Source organism: Lentibacillus halophilus (genome assembly GCF_055395055.1).
On record NZ_AP043750.1, the window covers coordinates 2,758,570 to 2,774,269 of the forward strand.

The 15,700-nt window shown below is 45.4% G+C and carries 19 protein-coding genes and 1 riboswitch; of the genes, 10 read left to right on the top strand and 9 right to left on the bottom strand.

Features of this window, described 5'->3' with window-relative positions:
• Nucleotides 1-171 precede the first annotated feature (171 nt).
• The gene (locus tag ACZ5Q7_RS13580; protein ID WP_343750458.1) at nt 172-1,107 is read left to right on the top strand and encodes a 1,4-dihydroxy-2-naphthoate polyprenyltransferase; all 936 of its coding nucleotides are present in this window, start codon (nt 172-174) and stop codon (nt 1,105-1,107) included.
• A 20-nt stretch (nt 1,108-1,127) separates the two neighbouring features.
• The gene (locus tag ACZ5Q7_RS13585) at nt 1,128-1,508 is read left to right on the top strand and encodes a hotdog fold thioesterase (protein WP_343750460.1); all 381 of its coding nucleotides are present in this window, start codon (nt 1,128-1,130) and stop codon (nt 1,506-1,508) included.
• A 363-nt stretch (nt 1,509-1,871) separates the two neighbouring features.
• On the opposite strand, the gene ACZ5Q7_RS13590 is transcribed toward ACZ5Q7_RS13585, so the two are convergent.
• Both ACZ5Q7_RS13590 and ACZ5Q7_RS13595 read right to left on the bottom strand, forming a co-directional pair.
• Complete coding sequence (locus ACZ5Q7_RS13590) at nt 1,872-2,465, bottom strand: ECF transporter S component (RefSeq protein WP_425542318.1); 594 nt, start codon at nt 2,463-2,465, stop codon at nt 1,872-1,874.
• A 185-nt stretch (nt 2,466-2,650) separates the two neighbouring features.
• Nucleotides 2,651-2,797: riboswitch (FMN riboswitch) on the bottom strand.
• A 110-nt stretch (nt 2,798-2,907) separates the two neighbouring features.
• A complete protein-coding gene (locus ACZ5Q7_RS13595) occupies nt 2,908-3,966 on the bottom strand; it encodes a M20/M25/M40 family metallo-hydrolase (protein ID WP_343750463.1) in 1,059 nt (352 codons plus the stop codon).
• Nucleotides 3,967-4,193: 227 nt separating this feature from the next.
• Between ACZ5Q7_RS13595 and ACZ5Q7_RS13600 the strand changes: the two genes are divergently transcribed.
• Nucleotides 4,194-5,192, top strand: a complete 999-nt coding sequence (locus ACZ5Q7_RS13600) for a potassium channel family protein (RefSeq protein WP_343750465.1) — start codon at nt 4,194-4,196, stop codon at nt 5,190-5,192.
• A gap of 164 nt (nt 5,193-5,356) precedes the next feature.
• Nucleotides 5,357-5,725 carry a S1 domain-containing post-transcriptional regulator GSP13 gene (gene yugI / locus ACZ5Q7_RS13605; RefSeq protein ID WP_343750467.1) on the top strand — a complete coding sequence of 123 codons (369 nt, stop codon included), beginning with the start codon at nt 5,357-5,359 and terminating at the stop codon, nt 5,723-5,725.
• 79 nt (nt 5,726-5,804) lie between these two features.
• Here the strand turns inward: yugI and ACZ5Q7_RS13610 are convergent, their stop codons facing one another.
• Nucleotides 5,805-6,047 (bottom strand): DUF378 domain-containing protein, encoded by a 243-nt coding sequence (locus ACZ5Q7_RS13610; RefSeq protein ID WP_343750469.1) that lies wholly within the window; start codon nt 6,045-6,047, stop codon nt 5,805-5,807.
• 132 nt (nt 6,048-6,179) lie between these two features.
• Here ACZ5Q7_RS13610 and ACZ5Q7_RS13615 point away from each other — a divergent pair, with 132 nt between their 5' ends.
• Both ACZ5Q7_RS13615 and ACZ5Q7_RS13620 read left to right on the top strand, forming a co-directional pair.
• Nucleotides 6,180-7,562, top strand: a complete 1,383-nt coding sequence (locus tag ACZ5Q7_RS13615; protein WP_343750470.1) for a glucose-6-phosphate isomerase — start codon at nt 6,180-6,182, stop codon at nt 7,560-7,562.
• 191 nt (nt 7,563-7,753) lie between these two features.
• Nucleotides 7,754-8,926 carry a MalY/PatB family protein gene (locus ACZ5Q7_RS13620; protein WP_343750472.1) on the top strand — a complete coding sequence of 391 codons (1,173 nt, stop codon included), beginning with the start codon at nt 7,754-7,756 and terminating at the stop codon, nt 8,924-8,926.
• A gap of 104 nt (nt 8,927-9,030) precedes the next feature.
• On the opposite strand, the gene ACZ5Q7_RS13625 is transcribed toward ACZ5Q7_RS13620, so the two are convergent.
• Both ACZ5Q7_RS13625 and ACZ5Q7_RS13630 read right to left on the bottom strand, forming a co-directional pair.
• Nucleotides 9,031-9,600 (bottom strand): superoxide dismutase family protein, encoded by a 570-nt coding sequence (locus ACZ5Q7_RS13625; RefSeq protein WP_343750474.1) that lies wholly within the window; start codon nt 9,598-9,600, stop codon nt 9,031-9,033.
• An 86-nt stretch (nt 9,601-9,686) separates the two neighbouring features.
• Complete coding sequence (locus ACZ5Q7_RS13630; RefSeq protein ID WP_343750476.1) at nt 9,687-9,872, bottom strand: hypothetical protein; 186 nt, start codon at nt 9,870-9,872, stop codon at nt 9,687-9,689.
• A 121-nt stretch (nt 9,873-9,993) separates the two neighbouring features.
• Between ACZ5Q7_RS13630 and kapB the strand changes: the two genes are divergently transcribed.
• Nucleotides 9,994-10,386: a kinase-associated lipoprotein KapB gene (gene kapB / locus ACZ5Q7_RS13635; protein WP_343750477.1), complete on the top strand. Its 393-nt coding sequence runs from the start codon at nt 9,994-9,996 to the stop codon at nt 10,384-10,386.
• 46 nt (nt 10,387-10,432) lie between these two features.
• Here kapB and ACZ5Q7_RS13640 read toward each other — a convergent pair whose 3' ends face one another.
• A complete protein-coding gene (locus ACZ5Q7_RS13640) occupies nt 10,433-10,696 on the bottom strand; it encodes a phosphocarrier protein HPr (protein ID WP_343750478.1) in 264 nt (87 codons plus the stop codon).
• 193 nt (nt 10,697-10,889) lie between these two features.
• Between ACZ5Q7_RS13640 and deoD the strand changes: the two genes are divergently transcribed.
• Nucleotides 10,890-11,600: a purine-nucleoside phosphorylase gene (gene deoD, locus ACZ5Q7_RS13645; protein ID WP_343750480.1), complete on the top strand. Its 711-nt coding sequence runs from the start codon at nt 10,890-10,892 to the stop codon at nt 11,598-11,600.
• Nucleotides 11,601-11,775: 175 nt separating this feature from the next.
• Nucleotides 11,776-12,249, top strand: coding sequence for a divergent PAP2 family protein (locus ACZ5Q7_RS13650; protein WP_343750481.1), 474 nt, complete (start codon nt 11,776-11,778; stop codon nt 12,247-12,249).
• A gap of 487 nt (nt 12,250-12,736) precedes the next feature.
• Here the strand turns inward: ACZ5Q7_RS13650 and ACZ5Q7_RS13655 are convergent, their stop codons facing one another.
• Both ACZ5Q7_RS13655 and ACZ5Q7_RS13660 read right to left on the bottom strand, forming a co-directional pair.
• A complete protein-coding gene (locus ACZ5Q7_RS13655; protein ID WP_343750482.1) occupies nt 12,737-13,435 on the bottom strand; it encodes a 3D domain-containing protein in 699 nt (232 codons plus the stop codon).
• Between the two features lie 60 nt (nt 13,436-13,495).
• The gene (locus tag ACZ5Q7_RS13660) at nt 13,496-13,807 is read right to left on the bottom strand and encodes a YuiB family protein (protein ID WP_343750483.1); all 312 of its coding nucleotides are present in this window, start codon (nt 13,805-13,807) and stop codon (nt 13,496-13,498) included.
• Nucleotides 13,808-14,006: 199 nt separating this feature from the next.
• On the opposite strand from ACZ5Q7_RS13660, the gene ACZ5Q7_RS13665 reads away from it, so the two are divergent.
• The gene (locus tag ACZ5Q7_RS13665; protein WP_343750485.1) at nt 14,007-14,990 is read left to right on the top strand and encodes an NAD(P)/FAD-dependent oxidoreductase; all 984 of its coding nucleotides are present in this window, start codon (nt 14,007-14,009) and stop codon (nt 14,988-14,990) included.
• Between the two features lie 324 nt (nt 14,991-15,314).
• Here ACZ5Q7_RS13665 and ACZ5Q7_RS13670 read toward each other — a convergent pair whose 3' ends face one another.
• Nucleotides 15,315-15,671, bottom strand: a complete 357-nt coding sequence (locus ACZ5Q7_RS13670) for a HesB/IscA family protein (protein WP_343750486.1) — start codon at nt 15,669-15,671, stop codon at nt 15,315-15,317.
• Between the last annotated feature and the right edge of the window lie 29 nt (nt 15,672-15,700).

Genomic DNA, 15,700 nt, shown 5'->3' on the forward strand with positions numbered 1-15,700 from the left:
ATTTACGGCCCCGTAACACCTTTCTCAATGATAGTCATGTTGAACCGGATGTACAACGAATCCACACCAGTCGTTTCTAACAACATACGCATTGACACACCGTCATCAATTGCCTAAACTTATAGTGATATAAAGATGTCATATGTCACTGGTGCAAAGGAGAGAGGTACCATGAATTCCACCAACCATTCACCCATTAAAGACGAGCTTAATAAAAACGAGAGTCTGCAAATATGGTGGCGTCTATTGCGGCCACATACATTGACAGCATCCATCGTACCGGTGTTTGTCGGGACTATGTTTGCTTTGACACACAGTCACATCAATGTATTATTATTTTTAGCAATGCTGTTGGCATCCATTCTTATTCAGGCCGCCACCAATATGTTCAATGAATATTATGATTTTGTTCTGGGGTTGGACAATGAGTCATCGGTCGGTATCGGCGGGACGATTGTCCGGGACGGTATCTCACCAAAAACAGTGCTTCGTCTCGCCCTTACCTTTTTTGCCATAGCCATGCTTCTTGGCGTCTATATTTGTGTGGCATCAAGCTGGTGGGTTGCTGTTATCGGCATCGTATGCATGCTGTTCGGCTATTTGTACACCGGTGGCCCTTACCCAATTGCCTACACACCGTTTGGCGAACTGTTTTCCGGTTTCTTTATGGGAACGGTCATCATCGGGATCAGTTTTTACATTCAGACATCGGTATTGACAAGTTCTGTTATTTGGTTGTCCATCCCGGTCGCCATTTTCATCGGTTCGATCATGCTTTCCAACAATATCCGTGATCTTGACGGAGACAAGGAAAACGGGCGTAAAACCGTTGCTATTCTGCTCGGCCGGAAAAATGCCGTGCGATTGCTGACGATTCTGTTTATCACCGCCTTCAGTCTGACCGCTGCCTATGTCATTGCTGGAATCCTGCCAATATGGTCTCTTCTTGCCTTGTTAAGCGGGATTAAGGCGGTGGATGTCATCCGTAAATTTAAGGGTAAAAAAAGTTCACTGGAAATGATGCCGGCTATGGCGGCTACCGGCAAAACAAACACCATATACGGATTTCTGATTGGCCTTTCCCTTTTGATCAGCAACTATGTTTAACGAAACGGAGGCGCGCGAAAATGGATGTTTCCAATACATTGATCGAAGCACTCGGTATGCGCGTGCAGTCGCTTGATAAAGACCTGGTTGTCATGACCATGCCGGTGGACCATCGCACGCACCAGCCGGCAGGGTTTCTGCACGGCGGAGCGAACGTTGCCTTGGCGGAATCTGCTGCCAGCATCGGTGCTTACAACAACAGCGACCCGGACCAATACCGTGTGTTCGGCATTGAAATAAATGCCAATCATGTTAAATCCAAGCGTGACGGTACGGTTACCGCCCGGGCCAAGCCATTGCACAAAGGAAACCGGACGATGGTATGGGAAATCCGCATAACAGACGAAAACGACCAGCTTGTATGTGTATCCCGCTGCACGATCGGCATTGTCCCCAAATGACATGATAATCAGAGGCAGAAATGCGGGAGGCTGTTTCACAAACACAAACCAACATTATCTGCACCATTGCCGCTATTGGCATTCGACAAAGACGAAAAGAAACTGGCACAAAAGATGTTTAGCCAAAGAAAAATCCGAACTGATTCACAAATAGTCTGAATCAGTTCGGATTTTTTGTTTAGCGTAGGAAAAACACGGAGACTCCTGCGGGATCAAAAGCCTAGGTGAGACCCCGCAGTCGATAAGCACGAGGAGGCTCAGCAGCGCCCGCGGAAAGCGTAGTGTTTTTCCGGAGCGGCGACTACGTCTTAAATATATCGTTCGTATTTAGAAGTGATTTATTTTCGTTGTCCCAGCCCCTTTTTAAGATGCCAAATCCATTCGCTTCTTTTCAATCCATGTTTTCATTTTCATAAAGACGGGTATAAACAGAATGCCTACGATAAGACCTTTCAACATATTAAACGGTAAAATTCCTCCGGTGACGGCAACCCATTTCGCCGTCGTTGCAGCCATTTCAGGAGCACCGATGAACCAGGCATAGGCCGGCAGAAACACATAATAGTTCAAAACACTCATGGCAACAGCCATAATAATCGTACCGGTCACAAGTCCGGAAACAACGCTTTTGACACCCTTTGATCGGTGATAAAGGACAGCTGCCGGCACAATGAAGATTACCCCAGCCACAAAGTTGGACAACACCCCTATCGGATCAGCGGCTCCGGATACCACCAAGTATAAAACGTTTTTAATCCCTTCCACGATAACTCCTGCCATTGGTGAAAATATGAGCGCCGCCATTAGCGCCGGCACTTCACTGAAGTCAATTTTCAAATAAGGCGGCAAAAATGGAAGTGGAAAGTTCAGAAAAAATAAAATGAGTGAAATCGTCCCCAGCAACGCCAGGATAACAAGCTTTGTTAAATGTGATGATCGTGCAGTTGGCTGCATCATCGTCTCCTCCTTCATCCACCGATTCCAATCTTACATTGATGAAGGTGAGCCTTCTCCTGCCGTTGGCGTTTCTGCACAAACAGAGATGTGCTAAACCCACACAAAAACCCTAAAACCTACACGGGGCTTTAGGGTGTCGGATTACAGGAAAAAAATCATGGCATAGTCTTAAACCTGTTTTGGCTCGTCATCTTCTCCCCTCCAGACTTTCACTGTCGGTCCCGGACTCACACCAGGTCCACCGCTGCATTACTGCAGACGGGTCACGGACTTAAAACAGTCTCCTGTTTCTTACCGTCGGTCGGGAATTGCACCCTGCCCCGAAGATGGAATCGATATTTTGTTAATGATTATGGTAACGCATTCATCACCAAAATGCAAGCCTTCCATGTCATTTTTTTGTTTTCCATTTCGTGGGATAAAATTTTTGCCAGCAACGATATCAGTCTTCGAGCGGATTCAATTGTTCATCACCGGTCATATTGGCTATCATGGTGACAAGCAGCTCTATTTCCTCTTCCATATCCTTTAAGCTGGATGTTTCCACCGGTGAGTGCATATACCGAAGCGGCAAGGAAACGAGCGATATGGGGACACCGGGACCGGTTAGCCGCATACGATCGGCATCTGTTCCTGTCATGCTCGATGTTAATTCATATTGGATAGTCATGTTTAAGTCCCTGGCCGTCTGCTCCAGCCATTTGTTCATGTTCCGGTTGATGGGAGCCCCTTTGGCGAGAACAGGACCGCCATCAAGTCTCACATCGCCATATTTATGTTTGTTTACACCGGGATAATCGGTCGCAAAGGTGACATCACATGCAATGGCCATCGTCGGCTGCATACCGGCGGCAGCGAAATAAGCACCACCCATATTGGTCTCTTCATTCACAGTACTGGCTGCATAAACACCGACACGGCACCCGTTTTCAGAAAGACGGCGCAGCACCTCGGCCACGATAAATGCACCTGTCCGATTGTCGAGCCCCCGTCCGGATATGTAGCGGTCCATCAACGACTCCGGCTCTGTTTTATAAACAGCCAAATCCCCAATCTGCACCAGTCGCTCGGCCTCTTCTTTGGTTTTACACCCACAATCAATAAACAAGTCCTCCAAGCCAAAATCGTCTTTCAGGCCACCATGATGCTGGGCGTTGACACCGATGACACCTGTTAATTCCCCATGTTGGCCCGATACCGTTACTTTCATGCCAACAGCCGCTTTCGGGTTAATGCCACCCATTTTATCAAAATGAAGAAACCCATCCTCGTCAATCCGATTGATAACCAGCGCTATTTCATCACAATGACCGGCCAACAATACGCTGAATTCTACCTCCGGGTTAAGGACACCGAACGCATTACCAGCATTGTCCGTTTTGATTTCATCGGCAAATGGCCGGACATATTCAATCCATTTTTTCTGTATAGCCACCTCGTCGCTTGAAGGTGACGGCGTGTTCAATAAATCCATAAGAAATGGTTTGTTTTCCAACGCCATGAAAAAAGCCTCCTTTGTCCATTTCTTCCATCATAGCAGATTTGTTGGTAACATGCCTGAAAAAAATGAGGTAATGATCGGTATCGATGGTGCGTGTCATTTTCATAGCAAGTGTATGAAAGTCTCACTCTTCTGCCCATACTATATATGTGTGATGTTAACAACAATCAGGCGACATGAGCCGTCCGGACCCATGCGCCTACCGCACCAGAGGGCAGGTGAGCAACGTGAATCTGGAAGTATTCAAACATATTTATTACCGGATGCCGGCACCCGTAAGATTGCTTCTGTCCATCTTTGTGCTGATGTTTTTGTTCGGACTGACGATTCACCTTGTGGAGCCAGACCAATTTCCGTCCATATTTGATGGTGTCTGGTGGGCATTTATCACAGGGGCGACGGTTGGTTATGGCGATTACGTCCCGCTCACGGTTGCAGGGCGATTGATCGGTATTCTTCTTTTGCTTACAGGCGGCGGAATGCTCACCTTTTACATAACAACCCTTGCTGCATCCACCATCAATCACGAAAATGAGCTATCAGAAGGGAAAGTATCGTTTAATGGAAAACAGCATATTGTTCTTATCGGTTGGAATGAACGGACGAGACAGTTGGCTGATATGATCGATGATAAAGATACCAATCAGGAAGTCGTTCTGATCGACCGGTCATTGAATCAATTGCCTTACCGTCACTATCCGGTTCATTTTATCCATGGCGACCCAAGCGAAGACGCCGTGTTGCATCAGGCGAATATTGATACAGCCAAAGCGGTTCTCATTTCTGCTGATGTTACCATCGACGAACGAAAAGCCGATATCAATACGGTTCTGGCCGCCATCGCCGTTCGGGGAAATAATCAAGATGTCCCAATAAACACTGAAATTCTGACCATCAGCCAAGTTGAAAATGCTATCCGGGCCGGAGCGGATACCGTCATCAGTTCCAATGATTTTATGAGCACATTATTTTATCATGAACTTTTTCATAAAGATCAAACCAAGCCGTTTGAAACCGTATTGACTCTGTTGAATAAACAGCAGTTCAATCATATCCCGCTTCCTGACCCATTGGATGAAAGCACATTTAAAGAAGCCATTTTGTTTTTTCTGGAAAATGGCGAATTGCTTATCGGGTTTATCCGTGACGGCGAATGGTATATAAACCCAAACGATGATATGACGCTTAACAACAATGACACGGTCATTATTCTAGCCGAATGGTAATAGCCGCTTGTCCACCTTTCGCACGACCGTCTAAGGCCGTCATTGTATGTGTCTCCAACATATACAATAGCTGATACATCATATGTTTTGCCCGGTTCTACGATATATGCTACAATATTTTACTGTATTAAAAAGAATCGAATATGATATGGGAGTTGTTCAACATGGCAGATACATTCGAATCAGGGCAAATTTTAGATGGAAAAGTTACCGGCATACAGCCATATGGCGCATTTATAGCTTTGGACGACGACACCCAAGGCCTCGTCCACATTTCCGAGATAACCCATGGCTTTGTCAAAAATGTTAACGATCATCTGACGATCGGCGATGACGTTAAAGTCAAAATTTTAAGCATTGATTCGGAAAATAATAAATTCAGCCTGTCCATGCGGGCTGTACAGGATCCTCCGAATAATGATGCAAACGATCAAAACAAAACCGAAAGCCGTTCGTCAAACGACCATACCGGTTTTAACTCATTAAAAGACAAGCTGGAAGAATGGATTAAACAATCGGAAACGCAAAAATAAAAAAACAAGAGGCTCGTTCAAATATGCGCATCACTGACACCATTGGCATATTTGAATTGGCCTCTTGCGTTTTAACTCTTTAAGCATCATCGGTTTGTGCACGTCGATCAACGCCGAATGCTTCATCCGTTCTAAACAATAATGTTAATGAAAACAAACCGCCGATTCCAACCAGGGTATAGATGACCCGGGCAATCACGCCACTCTGTTCACCGCCACCAAAGATGGCAGCAACCAGGTCAAATTGGAACAACCCAATCAATCCCCAATTGATGGCGCCAATGATAACTAAGGCTAAACAAAAACGATGAAATCCACTCATGAATATTACCTCCTTTCCCTTTTCTATTGTCCACGATTTGCAACACAATATGCGAATGCATCATTATAATCTGTGCAAATTCTTGAATGAATGAAGCCTTATCCATTAAAGTGATAAGCAAGGAGGAATTATATGACACATATCCGCTTTTCCGGAGAAAATGCATCTCACCTTAAGCAGGCGGACCTGGATCAGTTGAATGATGATATAGAAAAAGCACATCTCCAGCTGCATGAGAAAACCGGAGCAGGCAACGATTGTTTGGGATGGATCGATTTGCCGGAAAAAATGATGAATAGTGACGAATTCAGTCGGATAAAAATCGCCGCGGAAGCCATTCAACATTCCTCCGACGTGCTGCTCGTTATTGGAATCGGGGGATCGTATTTGGGTGCACGTGCAGCGATGGATATGTTGAATCATTCGTTTCAACATATGCTTCCTGAAGACAAACGCAACGTCCCCCACGTAATTTTTGCAGGCAATCATATCAGTTCAACATACATACGGGACTTGCAGGATGTTCTTGAAAACAAAGACGTTTCCATTAATGTTATTTCCAAAAGCGGAACGACACCGGAACCAGCCATTGCATTTCGTATTTTCCGGCGTTTGTTGGAGGATAAATATGGCAAAGACGAAGCCCGGAAGCGGATTTACGTCACAACCAATGCTGAAAATGGCGCCCTCAAAACCGTTGCAGAAACAGAAGGATACGACACATTCGTCATCCCTAATGATGTCGGTGGCCGATATTCGGTATTGACGGCTGTCGGACTTTTGCCGGTCGCTGTGAGCGGCATTGCCATTGATGACATCATCAACGGTGCCCAATCCGCCATGCATGACTTGAACGAACCGGACCCCAACAACAATCCAGCTTATCAGTATGCATCAGCACGAAACATTTTATACAACAAAGGCAAGACAACCGAATTACTGATTACCTATGAACCGCATCTGCACATGTTCAGTGAATGGTGGAAACAGCTTTTCGGCGAAAGCGAAGGAAAGAATCAAACAGGCATTTTCCCTGCCCCCGCCCACTTCACAACGGATCTGCATTCAATGGGACAATATATTCAGGACGGACGGCGTGACCTGTTCGAGACCATTTTACATGTCAATCGTCCGAAAAAAACCATGACACTAGGAAAAGACGCGGAAAACGCCGACGGACTTAATTACTTAGCGGGAAAAACGTTGCATGACATCAATGACAAAGCCTATCAAGGAACGGTGCTGGCCCATACAGACGGCGGTGTACCGAATCTGGTCATTGACGTGCCGGCACTTGATGCCTATACATTCGGATACCTGGTCTATTTTTTTGAAAAAGCGTGTGCCATGAGTGGTTACCTGCTCGGCGTTAACCCATTCGATCAACCAGGAGTGGAAGCCTATAAACGCAACATGTTGGCTCTGCTAGGAAAACCAGAGTTAGACGATGAACGGGAACACCTTGAAACCCGATTAAACGCAGTGAATCCACATAATAATGGTTTTTACGTTTAAAATTTTGTAATATGGGAATCCTTATATTGTAAGACTTTCTCGTATTCCCCCTTGTTAAGCAAAGCGTCAGCCGCGCTTTGCTATTTTTTTGTATCCACTGACAAGGCTAAGCAGTTTCATGTTTCCCTGTTTTTCAGTATAATTGGAACGATAAATCAATGAGCTATTTTTTGGAGCAGGAGGTTTGCACGATGAATCATTTTGAAAACGTACATGACCGCACCAATACGCGATCCGTCAAATGGGATATGCGACAGTCTGTATTTGGCGCAGACGATGTTGTACCAATGTGGGTCGCTGATATGGATTTCCAGGCGCCCCAGGCCGTTAATGACGCATTAATAAAACGCGCCGAACATGGCATTTACGGTTATACGGTGATTGACCAAGACGTGCGAGATGCCATTATCAACTGGATTTCCAAGCGATATAACTGGACGATCGACGGCGAATGGCTGTCGTTCAGCCCCGGGGTCGTTGCCAGCTTACATATGGCCATCCAGGCATTGACGGATCCAGGTGACAACATTCTTATTCAGACACCCGTATACACCCCTTTTTACAATGTCATTGAAGCTCATGACAGAACCATTGTAAAGAATCCGCTTAAACGGCAGAACAACCATTACGGCATTGATTTTGCCGACATGGAAGAAAAACTGAAATCAGGTGTGAAGGCATTCCTTCTTTGCTCCCCACACAACCCAGTTGGACGTGTATGGACCGAAGAGGAATTAAGAGAAATGGCCCGGCTCTGCCTGAAATATGACGTATTGATTCTTTCTGATGAAATACACGCAGACCTTATTTATCCAGGTGAAACCCATATACCGATGGCTACACTTTCCGATGACACAGCATCTCAGACAATCACTTTCATGTCGCCGTCCAAGACATTCAATCTGGCTGGGCTCCAGGCATCGTATATCATTACTTCCGATAAGGAAAAGCGGGATATGCTGGATCAGCAGCTGGAAAAAGATGGCCATCATATGATGAACACAATGGGAAATACAGCGTTGGAAGCCGCTTATCGGCACGGAGAACAATGGTTGGATGATCTCCGCAACGTGCTCGACAATCATAGAGCCTATGTCATTCGCCGACTTGAAGGGGAAACCGATAAACTGCACGTAACCCGATCAGAGGGAACGTATCTATTATGGATTGACTGCACGGCACTCGGGCTGGACCGCGATGAATTAAAAACATTCATGAACCAAACAGCCGGCGTGGGACTTAATCCCGGTGCAAATTACGGCGAAGAAGGCGACATGTTCATGCGCATGAACATTGCTTGCCCGCACGAAACCCTTCAGAAAGGCGTCGACCGTATTCTGAAAGCTGTTCACAATCTTGACTGACCTCATTATTGGAGGTGATCCACATAAACCGGATCACCTCGTGTGGTTCAGTATTGGCTGGAACAACCGTTTTCACGGGAATACGACAACAGTCCCGTAACACCTTATTTTTCCTGTTCTTTATTAAAATCGGTTGGATCTGTCGGTGTTTCAGACGTTTTCTTTTCCTTATCGGCTATCAATCCGCATATAGTGCGTTTACCGGAATCACCACTAGGCTGACTGATGCCATCATCCTTGCCTTCCGTAATCACAAGCGATGTGCCTTCCCCTTTCAGCAACGATTTTTTACCATCCAAAAGGGTTGCTTCTGGAAGCATTAATTCCGCATCAACAAGGCCGCCTTCATCGGCTTCCAGATTGGGAAGATCCCCCAAATGCGAACCGTCCGGATGCATCGGACCATGTTGCTTGCCGGTAGGGTTAAAGTGACTGCCTGCTGATTTAAAGTCGGGGGCTTTGCATTTCGGGTATTCATGAACATGAATACCGTGATATCCCGGCTCCAACCCTTCCAGTTTCAATTTAACATTCACGCCGGCATCGACCTCGTTCAATGTGGCCGTACCAACCATATCTCCCGAATCATTATACAATTCAACAGTCCGTGTTGTTTCAGTATTTGCTTGACAAGCCGTCAGAAACATCAGCATGATCATTACGAATACTCTCATCCGTAGTACTCCTTTACTATGGCGTTATTTTCAGTATCCGCAATCAGACAAAAATTAAACGGATTCCTAATTAAAAAGAAATCCGTTCATTCGTTGTCGTTTTTCGTTTTCAGTTGCTGTCGGTACTGTTCTTCGGTTCGTTTGGCTTCTTTTCGGGACACTTTGATGAAGAAATACAGCGCCAGTACAGCGCCGATCATAAAGATAATGAGTACGATAACGGCTGGGATATATTCTGACTTATCTTCCGGAAAATATAAAAATTCCATCATGATGTATCACGTCCTTTGCATCCATTATAGCACCAACGAATCCGTATTTAAATCCGGGGCTGTCGATTGCTGATTCTTCTCCCATCTGGCACAATGGGGTGATAAAGGAGGAATCAATGATATGACATTTCAACCTGGCGATATCGTACATGTGAAATATAATTCAGGCAAATACATAGGTGAAATTGTTGAGGATCGGGGTGAACGATATCTGGTGAAAGTGCATGCCGTCGACAAACATCCAATGCAAGGTGATCTGCATAACCCCGGAGAAACGGAAGGGGTTTTGTTTCAGGAACGTAAAGCCCTCGCCCATTATGAAAAAATTAACGTTGTCAAGTCAGCCGTTGAGCCCTTCGATGACGCTGTTCCAGATTATCGCACGTCGTTGGAAAATGCCATCGACGCCATGAAACAAAAGCTTTCCAAACACGATTCGAATTTCAATCAGGCGTCCCTTAAGCAACTGACATCTCTGGAAGAAAATGATTATACCAAACGCTATTACCAATAAGACAAGGGAGCCGGAAAGGGATCAACTACCGGCTCCCAGATTCTTGTTAGTCACCCAAATGTTCGTTCATGACTTCCGTGACACTATCCATGGCTTCTTCCTCATCATTCCCTGATGCCGTTATGCTGATGTTTGCCCCTTTTGGAATGCCCAGGGACATTACCCCCATAATGGACTTCAGATTGACACTTTTGCCATTATATGAAAGTTGGATATCCGATTGAAACTGCCCCGCTTTATTCACAAGTAACGTTGCCGGACGGGCATGTACGCCTGTATTTGCTGTAATGGTAAACGTTTTTTCCTGCATGATGTTCATCCTTCCGAAAAATAATTCCTCACCTGCATATCCACAATGAAAATGGAATACAAGCTTATTATATACAAAAATAACCGCTTTTGAAACAGAAACAAAACAAAACCTATGTCATTTTCATGAAATTTGTTTTTATGGATTCGTTATGATAATGTGACGTTGATAATACTATGGAGGGATGCCGTCTATGAGTGTACATATTGGTGCCAACAAAGGGGATATCGCAGACAAAATATTGCTTCCCGGTGACCCGCTGCGAGCAGAATTCATTGCAAACACATTTTTAAGTGATGTAACACAGTACAATAACGTACGTGGCATGTATGGCTATACCGGAACCTATAAAGGGGAACGTCTGTCTGTTCAAGGTACAGGCATGGGGGTCCCATCGATTTCCATATATGTTCATGAACTCATTCAGCAATACGACGTACAGACCTTAATCCGTGTTGGCACGTGCGGAGCTATCCAGCCGGATGTCAATGTTCGGGACGTTATCCTCGCCCAAGGAGCCTCAACCGATTCGCAAATGAACCGCATGACGTTCAACGGCATTGACTATGCACCACTGGCCGACTTCAACCTGCTCAGAAAAGCCTATGATGTCGGCAGTGGAAAAGGTTTAAATATGCGTGTCGGGAACGTGTTTACCAGTGATGCCTTTTATCGTGATGACGAAAAAGACGTGAACGATCTCCTCGCGTCCTATAACGTCCTTGCTGTCGAGATGGAAACAGCCGCATTGTATACACTGGCTGCTAAATTCAACCGCAACGCACTGACTGTATTGACGGTTTCCGATCACATTTTAACCGGCGAAGAAACCACGTCTGACGAGCGGCAAACATCGTTCCACGATATGATGGATTTAGCACTTGAAGCGGCCATTAATCAATGATAAGCTGACGCTCCCCAAAACGTAGAGGGCTGTTTTTTTTCGCCTTTTGCAAACAGCGTAAAGCCGAAAGCACGCGAATCAACCAATTCATATGGTAACAGATACATGATAGACATTGGACAACGATGACGATATCATTTTACACCACGTTGCCACGGAGAGGATGTCGCTTGTCATGAACCTTTTTGCCAATTTTCCATTATGCGCTGCATTAGCAGCCATTGTTGTTGCACAAGTAAGCAAAATCCCGCTGCATCTGATTGCAGCACGAGAACTGAAACCGGGACTGGCATTCTCGACGGGAGGCATGCCCAGCAGCCATTCCGCCGCTGTCGCTGCACTGACTACGGCAACCGGCATCCTGCAAGGTATTGATTCCGTTATGTTCGCCATCGCGACTGTTTTCAGCGTCATCATCATGTTTGATGCCTCCGGTGTGCGCCGACAAGCGGGTGAGCAGGCCATTGTGATTAACCAGCTGGTCAACGATTTTCAGTCCTTTGTTGAAGGTGCCAAAGATTGGAATCAAAAAGAGGCATTTCAAAAACGAAAACAATTAAAAGAATTGCTCGGTCACCAGCCGATTGAAGTATTTTTCGGCGGTCTGACCGGGGTATTGATTGCTATTTTACTATATCAATGGTATTAGCATTGACCGCACCCTGTTCATTCAACCATGATCACATACTAAAAAGCCAGGCTGGGACAAAAGACGTTTAGTCAAATAAAAATCCGAACTATAATTCACAAACAATCTGAATCAGTTCGGATTTTTCGTTTATTAAAGAGTTTTGCCTCAATGAGCGGAGGAAAAATACGTAGACTCCTGGGGGAGCAAAGGCCTTAGATGAGACCCCGGAGTGCGGTAGCACAAAGCAAAGCTTCCATGAGTAGACTTCGACCTGCGAGGAGCGTAGGCTTCGATGAATAAGCTTGCAACGCGACGAGCACGAGGAGGCTCATCAGCCGCCCCCGGCAAAGAAGACACTGTGAAAGCGACCAAAGGAAGCTTGAACAGATGTCGCGCTTGTGCCTGGCAAGGTGAAAGCGAAGTATTTTTCCGCAGCGATGGTTAAAACGTATCCCAATATTGTACTAGTATCTAACGTTTTAGTTTTGTCCCAGCCTCGTGTTGATCAATTTTCGTTTATTTGGTTCCGAAAAACTTGCAATGCTTCGTTGTCATTATTATTCAATTGGTTCAACGTTTCCCTGGTCAGTTTGCCATTCCCTCTTTTAATGACATACACATCCACTTCCTTCTTACCCCATTTGGAATAAACGTCTTCCACTGTTTCATAGTATAAATCAATCTTGTTGCCGTTAATGGCCCCGCCTTTATCGGCTACAACGCCATAGCCATAGTCCGGTATAAACATAATGGTCCCAATGGGATACACATCCAGATCTGCCGCGATTGTGGAATATAAATCCCGTTTGACCGGCACACCTGAATACGTGATCCCGTATTGAGGATGTTCCGGTGTTTTGCCCGTTGATTCAACCCCGGCGGTATAACCGGTCGCCGTCACCGTTGCGCTTGGATATTGTTCAAGATTGATATATTCTTTCAATGTTTTCGGACCTTCAATCTGCTCACTTGATATATATCGTTTTTGTTGTTTCTTCGTTTTTAACGATTTCTTTTCCAATCCGATGCGACTGTATCCCGATCCACTGTTTGTTGTCGTCTCAAACGATGCCTCATAATCCTTGGCCACCCAGGCCTGTACATCCGTTACCGTTAGATTCGATACAGACGACAAGGTCATAACAAGAGCTCCTAAGAATAATAGAAACATCGCTGATTTTTTTATCCATGTTTGTTTTTGCATGATAACACCTCTCTCGGTGTCATCATGTCCAGCCTGCCAATTTTTTATACATTTTCCAGCTTAAAACATTTGATAGCCGCTTTTACGCAAAAAGCGAATGACAAAACCGGAAACAATGGTACCAACAAATCCGGCTCCCAAAATCGTGATATCCGCAAAAGTGATCTCCGTAAATCGCGCGGCTGCCTTCGTGAATGCGTAACCTGGCTCTGTAAAATACCTTGCTGTCGATATATCATCCACAATCATAATAACAATAAATGGATAAATGATCGCCATCAGCCATGTTTGGCGCACCAACATGTTCAAAATAAACGCCAATCCAAAAAAGATAACAAAAAAGAGTAAAATCGACATAATAAACTGTATCAATACTTTGTCTCCCTTCGCCGATCCATACAGGGTTCATTTTATAACATATCAGTTAAAATGCAAAGCAACCTCCATTGGCCTTGGTAAATCGTATCTTCCCATGCCATCAGGCGGGGATATGCTCATCATACACATAGATGTCGAATGTATGTTAGGATAGTATGTGTTTCAATATGACGATGAATGGGGGGGGACATCCTTGTCGGAAGAAGTATATGATGTAACCATACTTGGCGCTGGTCCAGCCGGATTATTCACCGCGTTCTACGGTGGCATGCGCCAGGCCAGTGTCAAAATTATAGAGAGTTTGCCACATACTGGCGGGCAGTTGACAGCCCTGTATCCAGAGAAATATATATATGACGTTGCCGGTTTTCCCAATGTACGGGCACAGGATTTGGTCAACAACCTTGAAGAACAGGCCGGGATGTTCGATGCAACCATTGTGTTGAACCAAGCTGTTGAACAGGTTGAACGTCTTACGGATGATACATTTAAACTCACGTCCAATACAGACGTCCATTATACGAAATCCATCATCATCACAGCAGGCAATGGCGCCTTCCAGCCACGGCGTTTAAATTTGGAAGGCTGCGAACAATTTGAAGGGATTAACCTGCATTATCACGTACAGGACATGGATGCCTACAAAGATAAACACGTTATGCTGTTGGGCGGCGGTGACTCCGCCGTGGACTGGGCACTCATGCTCGAGCCGATCGCCAGCAAAGTAACACTCGTTCACCGCCGGGATAAATTCCGGGCCCATGAACGGAGTGTGGAACAGCTGATGAATTCCAATGTTGAGATTCTAACGCCTTATGTTCCCATTTCCGTCAATGGAGCGGACCGTATTGAAAACGTGACCCTCCAGGAACATAAAGGGGATGCAACGATGGATGTCGAGGTTGATGCCATGCTTTGTAATTATGGGTTTATCTCGTCCCTCGGCCCTATTAAAGATTGGGGGCTGGAAATTGAGAAAAACAGCATCGTCGTCAACACGAAAATGGAAACGAATATACCGGGGATTTATGCCGCCGGGGACATCACAACATACCCTGGCAAAGTCAATCTGATTGCCACCGGATTCGGCGAAGGTCCAACAGCCATTAACAACGCCAAACAATACATCGACCCAAACGCACGCATCCAGCCAAGACACTCAACCGATATGTTTTAAAAACAGCATTTGAAACAAGAAATGGCGGTTTCTCCACACGAAAAAAGCCTGGGACAGAAGATGTTTAGTCAAAGAAAAATCCGAACCATGATTCGAAAATGATCTGAATCAGTTCGGATTTTTTGTTTAGCGCAGGAAAAACACGGAGACTCCTGCGGGATGAAAAGCCTAGATGAGACCCCGCAGTGCGATAAGCACGAGGAGACTCAGCAGCGCCCGCGGAAAGCGTAGTGTTTTTCCGGAGCGGCGACTACGTCTTAAATATATCGTTCGTATTTAGAAGGGATTTGTTCAGTCTTGTCCTCCCAATCCCTTTTTTCGTTATCAGCATTTCTCCGGTGCGCCTTCGCGTTTTTTCGTTTTAAAGGAGGAACCACAGCCGCATGATACGATCGCATTCGGGTTATCGATACTGAACCCGCCGCCCATCATGTTTTGTTTAAAATCGATGGTCGTTCCTTCTATAATAGGGGCATCCTGGTTATGAATTACGACCGGAATACCGTTAACGTCTTCCACCATATCCAACTCTTCATTAATATCATACTCAAAGCCAAGTGAATACGACAAACCACTGCATCCGCCGCCTCTGATGCCAAAACGCAGCCGAACGCCTTCTGATTCATCCTGCATCATTTCCTTCACTTGATCACGTGCTTCGTCTGTAATGGAAATAACCATTGCCAATCCTCCTCTTTTGATAAATGACG